Annotated in this window: 9 protein-coding genes; 1 reads left to right on the top strand and 8 read right to left on the bottom strand. The window is 65.2% G+C overall.

Annotated elements, in window-relative coordinates:
• From trbL to trbB, 7 genes are all read right to left on the bottom strand, one after another.
• Positions 1–939: P-type conjugative transfer protein TrbL (gene trbL, locus KYK29_RS22260; RefSeq protein WP_254693066.1), on the bottom strand; the 939-nt coding region annotated here is incomplete at its 3' end.
• 2 nt (positions 940–941) lie between these two features.
• On the bottom strand, positions 942–1208 hold the full coding sequence (gene trbK-alt / locus KYK29_RS22255; protein WP_254693065.1) for a putative entry exclusion protein TrbK-alt: 267 nt from the start codon (positions 1206–1208) through the stop codon (positions 942–944).
• Positions 1209–1222: 14 nt separating this feature from the next.
• On the bottom strand, positions 1223–1999 hold the full coding sequence (gene trbJ / locus KYK29_RS22250; RefSeq protein ID WP_254693064.1) for a P-type conjugative transfer protein TrbJ: 777 nt from the start codon (positions 1997–1999) through the stop codon (positions 1223–1225).
• On the bottom strand, positions 1996–4488 hold the full coding sequence (trbE, locus tag KYK29_RS22245) for a conjugal transfer protein TrbE (protein ID WP_254693063.1): 2493 nt from the start codon (positions 4486–4488) through the stop codon (positions 1996–1998). The genes trbJ and trbE overlap by 4 nt, the downstream gene beginning before the upstream one ends.
• Before the next feature lie 13 nt (positions 4489–4501).
• Positions 4502–4783 (bottom strand): VirB3 family type IV secretion system protein, encoded by a 282-nt coding sequence (locus tag KYK29_RS22240; protein ID WP_116652198.1) that lies wholly within the window; start codon positions 4781–4783, stop codon positions 4502–4504.
• Complete coding sequence (locus tag KYK29_RS22235) at positions 4783–5115, bottom strand: TrbC/VirB2 family type IV secretion system protein (protein WP_254693062.1); 333 nt, start codon at positions 5113–5115, stop codon at positions 4783–4785. The genes KYK29_RS22240 and KYK29_RS22235 overlap by 1 nt, the downstream gene beginning before the upstream one ends.
• Positions 5112–6107 carry a P-type conjugative transfer ATPase TrbB gene (gene trbB / locus KYK29_RS22230; protein WP_116652197.1) on the bottom strand — a complete coding sequence of 332 codons (996 nt, stop codon included), beginning with the start codon at positions 6105–6107 and terminating at the stop codon, positions 5112–5114. The genes KYK29_RS22235 and trbB overlap by 4 nt, the downstream gene beginning before the upstream one ends.
• Positions 6108–6316: 209 nt before the next feature.
• On the opposite strand from trbB, the gene KYK29_RS22225 reads away from it, so the two are divergent.
• Positions 6317–6886 (top strand): ATP-binding protein, encoded by a 570-nt coding sequence (locus KYK29_RS22225; RefSeq protein ID WP_116652196.1) that lies wholly within the window; start codon positions 6317–6319, stop codon positions 6884–6886.
• On the opposite strand, the gene KYK29_RS22220 is transcribed toward KYK29_RS22225, so the two are convergent.
• Entirely contained in the window at positions 6883–7359 is a 477-nt protein-coding gene (locus KYK29_RS22220) for a CopG family transcriptional regulator (RefSeq protein WP_254693061.1), read from the bottom strand. The two genes, KYK29_RS22225 and KYK29_RS22220, sit on opposite strands and share 4 nt — an antisense overlap.
• Between the last annotated feature and the right edge of the window lie 121 nt (positions 7360–7480).

Genomic DNA, 7480 nt, shown 5'->3' with positions numbered 1-7480 from the left:
GCCGCCGCGGACGGCCGCGGCCCCGCCGGAAAGGGCGGCAGCACCGCCCTTGGCGGCGAGCATGGCCCCGCCGCCAGCGGCGACGCCTGCACCTGCGACGGCAAGCCCGGTTCCCACGGCTGCGCCCGCGCCGAGCTGCGGGCCACCAGAGACGATGCCGTTGGCGATGCCGGGGCCGAAAATGCCGAGGCCGAGCAGCGACAGCGCGGCCAGCACAATCGCCATGGCGTCGTCGATGGTCGGGGTCGCCCCGCCGAAACCCGCCGTGAACTGCGAAAACAAGGTGCTGCCGATGCCGATGATGACGGCGAGCACCAAGACCTTGATGCCGGACGACACCACATTGCCCAAGACCTTCTCGGCCATAAAGGCGGTCTTGCCGAACAGGCCGAAGGGGATCAGGACGAAGCCGGCGAGCGTGGTCAGCTTGAACTCGATCAGCGTCACGAAAAGCTGGATGGCGAGGATGAAGAAGGCCAGCACCACCAGCGCCCATGCAAACAGCAGGCACGCGATCTGGATGAAGTTCTCGAAGAAGCTGATCCAGCCCATCAGGTCGGAAATGGAGTCGAGCAGCGGGCGGCCGGCGTCGAGGCCGGTCTGCGCGACGCGGCCCGGCCGCATCAGATCGGTGACGGAAAAGCCGGTGCCCGACGCCATGAGGCCGAGGCCGGCGAAGCTCTCGAAGACGATGCGGGCGAGGTTGTTCCAATTGCCGATGATGTAGGCGAAGACGCCGACGAACAGCGTCTTCTTCACCAGCCGCGCGATAATGTCGTCATCCGCGCCCCATGCCCAAAAGAGCGCGGCGAGCGTCACGTCAATGACGATCAGCGTCGTGGCGATGAAGGCGACCTCGCCGCCGAGCAGGCCGAACCCGCTGTCGATGTAGGAGGTGAAGACCCCGAGGAAATTGTCGATGACGCCCGTGTTGCCCATGGTCAGCGCGCCTCGCTGCGGTCGCGGCCGAGGAAGCGGTCGCGGGATTCAGCCCATGCGGCGAGGCAGCCGGCGTCGCTGGCGGCAGCCTCGCCGAGCTGCTGGCAGCGGCGCAGGGTTTCGCGCAACGGGTTGGCCGGGGGCTGGAAGGCCGAGGCCGGGGGTGGCGCGGAAGGTTCATCCTTCCGCGCCATGTCGATTGCGGTCACTGTCAAGGCAATCGCAACGAACACCACGGCCCCGAGGCGGGCCAGCATCTTGCCGTCCATGGCGAGCCTCCCGGTCAGTTGTTGCCGTTGTTGAACATCTGCGCATTGCCCGGCTGGTAGCCGGTGCCGGGCGTCAGGAACCGTTCGCGCTGGATGCGGCCCTGCTCGGCGGCGGTCGCGCGCTCCGCTTCTGTCAGTGCATCGGCGCGGCCGTTTGCCGAGATGACTGCGATCAGGTCGGAAAGCTGCTGCGACTGGAGGGCAAGGAGCTGGTTGCCGGCCTGCGTGGCTTGCAGCGCGCCGGTCGCGCCTTGGCTCTGGCCGACCAGCGCGGCCATCTCGGCGCGGTTGCTGTCGATATTGCCGACCGCGCCCGCCTGCACGCGCATAGCGTCCTGCAAACCGCCAACCGTATTTTCCCAACGGCCGCGCGCGTCGGCGACAAGCTGGGCGTCGGTCGTCGAAAGCGAGACGTTGCCGTATTGCTGCTGGAACGCTTGGTCGATCTGCCCGACCTCGAAGGCAATGTTCTGCGCCTGCCCGAGAAGCTGCTGCGTGCGCTGGACGTTCCGCTGGAGCTGCTGGAGCGAGCTATGCGGCAGGCTCGCAAGGTTGCGGGCCTGATTGATGAGCATCTGCGCCTCGTTCTGGAGGCTGGTGATCTGGTTATTGATCTGCTCCAGCGTGCGCGCTGCCGTGAGGACGTTCTGCGCGTAGTTGCTCGGGTCATAGACGATGCGGCCGAAGCCGAACTGCGCATGGGCAGGGCTTGCAAGCATGGGCGAAAGCGCGACGGGCACGGCGAGCGCCAGCGCGAGGGCCGAGGCACCAACGATCTTGGGATAGGTCATGGAAGAATCTCCTGTGTGGGGTGGGTATCGAGCGGGGCCGGCGCGGCGGATTCCGGCAGGTCGGCAAGATTGGTGAGGTTCGGGATCAGGTCGGCCGCCCAATCGACGCCGCGATGACGCAGCCAGCCGGCAAGGAAACCGGCGCGGCCGTGTTCGGCATGGATGCGCGCGATTTCCGTCTGGTCGGATTTGGCCGATGCGGCGCAGAGCGCGAGGCCGACTTCGGACAGGCCAAGCTCGAACAGGCGATTGCCCCTGCGGCTTTGGCAGTAATAATCCCGCTTGGGGGTGGCCCGTGCGAGGATTTCAATCTGCCGGTCATTGAGGCCGAACCGCCGATAGATGGCCGTGATCTGCGGTTCGATGGCGCGCTCGTTCGGCAGCAAGAGCCGCGTCGGGCAGCTCTCGATGATGGCCGGCGCGATATTGCTGCCGTCGATGTCGCTGAGGCTTTGCGTGGCGAAGATGACGGAGGCGTTCTTTTTCCTGAGCGTTTTCAGCCATTCGCGGAGCTGGCCGGCGAATCCCTCGTCGTCGAGCGCAAGCCAGCCTTCATCTATGATGAGCAGCGTGGGGCGGCCGTCGAGCCGGTCGCCGATGCGATGGAACAGATAGGCAAGCACGGCCGGGGCCGCGCCGGTCCCGACAAGGCCCTCGATCTCGAACGCCTGCACGTCCGCCGATCCCAAATGCTCTGTCTCGGCGTCGAGCAGCCGGCCATAGGCCCCCCCGACGCAGAACGGCCGGAGCGCCTGTTTCAGATCGTTGGATTGCAACAGCACCGCAAGGCCGGTGATGGTGCGTTCCTCGACCGGCGCGGACGCCAGAGAGGTCAGCGCCGTCCAAAGATGCTCTTTCACCTCTGGCGTGATCGCCAGCCCCTCGCGCATGAGGATGGCCGCAATCCAGTCCGCCGCCCATGCCCGTTCATAGGTGTCGTGGATGCGGGCGAGCGGCTGGAGCGAAACCGACGCCTCGGCCCCTTCCGTGAGGCCACCGCCCAAATCGTGCCAATCCCCGCCCATGGCGAGCGCGGCGGCGCGGATCGAACCGCCGAAGTCGAAGGCGAAGACTTGGCTGGCCGCATAGCGCCGGAACTGCAAGGCCATGAGGGCGAGCAACACGGATTTGCCCGCGCCCGTGGGGCCGACGACTAGGGTATGGCCTACATCGCCAACATGGAGACTTAGCCGGAACGGGGTGGAGCCTTCGGTCCTGGCGTAAAGCAATGGAGCGTCGCCGAAATGCTCGTCCCGTTCCGGCCCCGCCCACACCGCCGACAGCGGGATCATGTGGGCGAGATTCAAAGTGCTGATAGGCGGCTGGCGGACATTCGCGTAGGCGTGTCCGGGCAGGCTGCCGAGCCATGCGTCAACCGCGTTGACGCTCTCGGGCATGGCGGTGAAGTCGCGGCCCTGAACGATCTTCTCGACCAGGCGCAGCTTCTCGTCGGCAAGGCGCGGGTCGGCATCCCATACGGTGACGGTCGCCGTGACGTAGGCCATGCCCGCCACGTCCGCCCCAAGCTCCTGCAAGGCCATGTCTGCGTCGAACGCCTTGTTGGCGGCGTCGGTGTCCACCAGCGCGGACGCCTCGTTGGTCATCACCTCTTTCAGAATCGCGGCGATGCTCTTGCGCTTGGCAAACCATTGGCGGCGGATGCGGGTTAGCAGCCGGGTTGCGTCTGTCTTGTCGAGCAGGATCGCCCGCGTGCTCCACCTGTAGGGGAACGGCAGCCGGTTCATGTCGTCGAGCAAGCCCGGCGTCGTCGCGGTCGGGAATCCCACGATGGTCAGGATGCGCAGATGGGCGTCGCCAAGGCGCGGTTCCAGCCCGCCGGTCAAAGGCTGGTCGGCGAGCAGCACGTCGAGGTGCATGGGCACCTCGGGCACGCGCACGCGATGCCGGTTGGTCGAAATGGTGGAATGGAGATAGGTCAGCGTCGCGCCGTCATCCATCCAACGGCACTCGGGCATGAAGCCGTCGAGCAAGGCCAGCACGCGGTCGGTTCGGTCGATGAAGCCGCGCAGCAGTTCCCACGGGTCCACGCCCGTTTTCTCCCTGCCCTCGTAGAGCCATGCCTCAGTTCGCGCGGCCTCATCGGCAGGCGGGAGCCAAAGGAAAGTCAGGTAGTATTGGGACTCGAAGTGAGCGTCTTGTTCCTCGAATCCTGCTTTCCGTTCGGCATCGACCAGCGCCGACGCAGGATCAGGAAATGTGCTGTCGGGATAGGTCGCGGCTTCGCTGCGCTGCGCCTCGACAAAGATACTCCAGCCGGAGCCGAGACGGCGCACGGCGTTGTTGATGCGGCCGGCGACGGCAACCAGCTCGGCGGCGACAGCGGAATCCAGATCGGGACCGCGAAATTTGGCGGTGCGCTGGAATGAGCCGTCCTTGTTCAAGACGACGCCGGAGCCGACCAGTGCCGCCCATGGCAGATAGTCGGCGAGCCGGGTGGCGGTGCGGCGGTATTCGGCAAGGTTCATCATCGACGCGCCTCCCTCAAACCGCCAGATGACCGGGGATGCGCAGATGCCGCCGTCCGACCTCGACAAAGAGGGGATCGCGCTTCGCCGCCCACACGGCCGCGAAATGGCCGATTGCCCATAGGGCGATGCCGACCAGCCAGAGGCGCAGGCCGAGGCCCACGGCCCCGGCCAGCGTTCCGTTCATGATGGCGATGGCGCGCGGTGCGCCGCCGAGCAGGATATGCTCGGTCAGCGCCCGGTGGACCGGGATTGAAAATCCCGGCACCGCGTCGAGTTGTTCAAGGCCGCCCGCCATCAGATGAGCGCCCCGCCGCCAAACGAGAAGAACGACAGGAAGAAGCTCGACGCCGCGAAGGCGATGGACAGGCCGAACACAATCTGGATCAGCTTGCGAAAGCCGCCGCCCGTATCGCCGAAGGCCAAAGTCAGGCCGGTCACGATGATGATGATGACGGCGATGATCTTGGCGACCGGCCCCTCGATGGACTGGAGGATGCTTTGGAGTGGTGCTTCCCACGGCATCGACGAACCGGACGCATGGGCGGCCGGGGCGAGCATGAAGCTGATGGCAAGGGTGGATGCGGCGGTCGCGGCGAAGCGATAGCCGCGCGAAATCGTGCGGATCATGAAGATTCTCCTGTGCTGGTGGGGATTGCCGAAGGGATGGGATGCGTGATGCGATAGTTGCCGTCCGGCCCCAGCCCTTCGACGCGGGCGAGTTCGGCCAGCCTGCGCGCGGAACCGCGCCCGGAAAGGACAGCAACAAGGTTGATCGTCTCGGCGATCAGGGCGCGCGGGACGGTGACGACAGCCTCTTGAATGAGTTGTTCAAGTCGGCGCAGCGCACCGATGCCGGTGCCGGCATGGATGGTGCCGATGCCGCCCGGATGGCCGGTGCCCCACGCTTTCAGAAGGTCGAGGGCTTCCGATCCGCGCACTTCGCCGATGGGGATGCGGTCGGGACGCAGACGCAGCGAGGAACGGACCAGATCGGAAAGCGTCGCCACGCCGTCTTTCGTCCGCATGGCGACAAGGTTCGGCGCGGCGCATTGCAGTTCGCGCGTATCCTCAATGATGACGACGCGATCCGCCGTCTTCGCCACCTCGGCGAGTAGAGCGTTGGTCAGGGTGGTCTTGCCGGTGCTGGTGCCGCCCGCCACGAGGATGTTGGCGCGGGAGGAAACGGCCCCGCGCAGCATCGCGGCCTGATCGGCGGACATGATGCCCGCCGCCACATAGTCGTCGAGCGTGAACACCGCGACGGCGGGCTTGCGGATGGCAAAGGTCGGGGCGGCGACCACGGGCGGCAGCAGACCCTCGAACCTCTCGCCGCTCTCCGGCAGCTCGGCCGATACGCGGGGGCTGCGGGCATGAACCTCCGCGCCGACATGATGCGCGACCAGCCGCACGATGCGTTCGCCATTGGCGGCGGACAGGCGCTCGCCCGTGTCGGACAGTCCTTCGGACAGGCGGTCGATCCATAACCGCCCGTCCGGGTTCAGCATCACCTCGACCACGGCCGGGTCTTCGAGCAGCCGGGCAATGGCGGGGCCGAGTGCAGTGCGCAACATGCGCGCGCCGCGCGCAATGGCTTCCGGTTTTTGGTGGTTGGTGGTCATGTCGGCCCCGTTTCTTCATGGGGCGCGACAGGCGATCCCCGGATCGGGGTCGATTAAGAAAGACCGAAATGCGGCCGGTTCAACAAGTATCTAGCCGCGTGCGGTGATCGGCGGCGAACGGCGGTAAATAGGATGGGCAACCCGGCCGATGTTGAGAATGTCAAACAGTAATAATATCAATGCAGGAAGTGACGAGGGAATCGATCTGAATGCACGGCAGGCCGAAAATATACATCACGGGGGCTTCCTGTTCGGGCGTCTCGACCCTCGGTGCGGCGGTGTCAAAGCGGTTCGACATTCCACAAATAGATGTCGATGATTTCTACTGGATGCCGACCGACCCGCCGTACAGCGTCAAGCGCCCGACTGAAGATCGAGTGAAACTGATTGCAGAACAGCAAGCTGCGTCCGATGGATGGGTATTGACCGGCTCCTTCATCGGATGGGGAGAGGCCCTGATCCGTGACGTTGATCTGATTGTCTTTCTCTACACGCCTGCCGCCATCAGACTGCAACGTCTCGACCAGCGCGAGGCAGCGCGCCACGGTGAGCGCATCCTTCCCGGTGGGGACATGCACGAAGCGCATCTGGCGTTTCGAAAATGGGCATCAAGCTATGATGATCCCAGCTTCAGCGGACGTAACCGTGCCCAGCATGAACGCTGGCTTGGCCAGCAAACGGCTGCGGTTCTCAGACTGCAAGGCGAGAAGCCGACAGATGAGCTGGCAGATGCGGTAACCAGCGAGATTGCACTCGTCTGCAAGGGAGTGGCAGGCTAACCGTGCTCAACAGACTGGCGCTCTGCCGCTGTTTCTTCAGCCACATCGCCGGGCATATCCCGCGACAGCTCTTTGAGGAACCTTTCTCCCGTCGCCAAACGCCGACCAAGGTTCTGCATGAAGCCCTCGAACCGCTCTGCTGCTTTGGCGCGGGCTGATTGTCTCGCTGCATCCGGTAAAGGCGGTGTAATCGTCATCCAGTAATGGATGAACTGCGCGACCGTCTCGCCGAGGACGGCGAGATCCAGGTCGAGCGTATCGATCTGGCGGCCGAGCTTGTCCAGGCGGCGTGACATGGCTGCTTCAAGCTGGTCGTCGGCATCGCCGGACAGATAGGACATGACCGCTGCCTCCACGATGGCGGATTTCGAGACATTGCGGCGCAACGCCACCGAGCGGCGTAAAGCCAGCGCTTCGATCTGCGGAATGAGCGCGGGGTCGAAATAGATATTCAGGCGGGTTCTGGTTGCCATGGGCGTCTCCTCAAAGGTCGATTCCATCATCGGGGTTCATCGCCACCTGTCGCGCCACCATCCTCATGCGCTGGCGCATGGCGCGGGCCTTGGCCGCGTCAACGTCCGGCTCGTCGTCCAG

The organism is Shinella daejeonensis (assembly GCF_024281235.1).
In the GTDB taxonomy this organism is placed as follows: Bacteria; Pseudomonadota; Alphaproteobacteria; order Rhizobiales; family Rhizobiaceae; genus Shinella; species Shinella daejeonensis.
The sequence above is the reverse complement of the archived record's forward strand: the minus strand, read 5'-3'. Positions and strand labels throughout refer to the sequence as shown.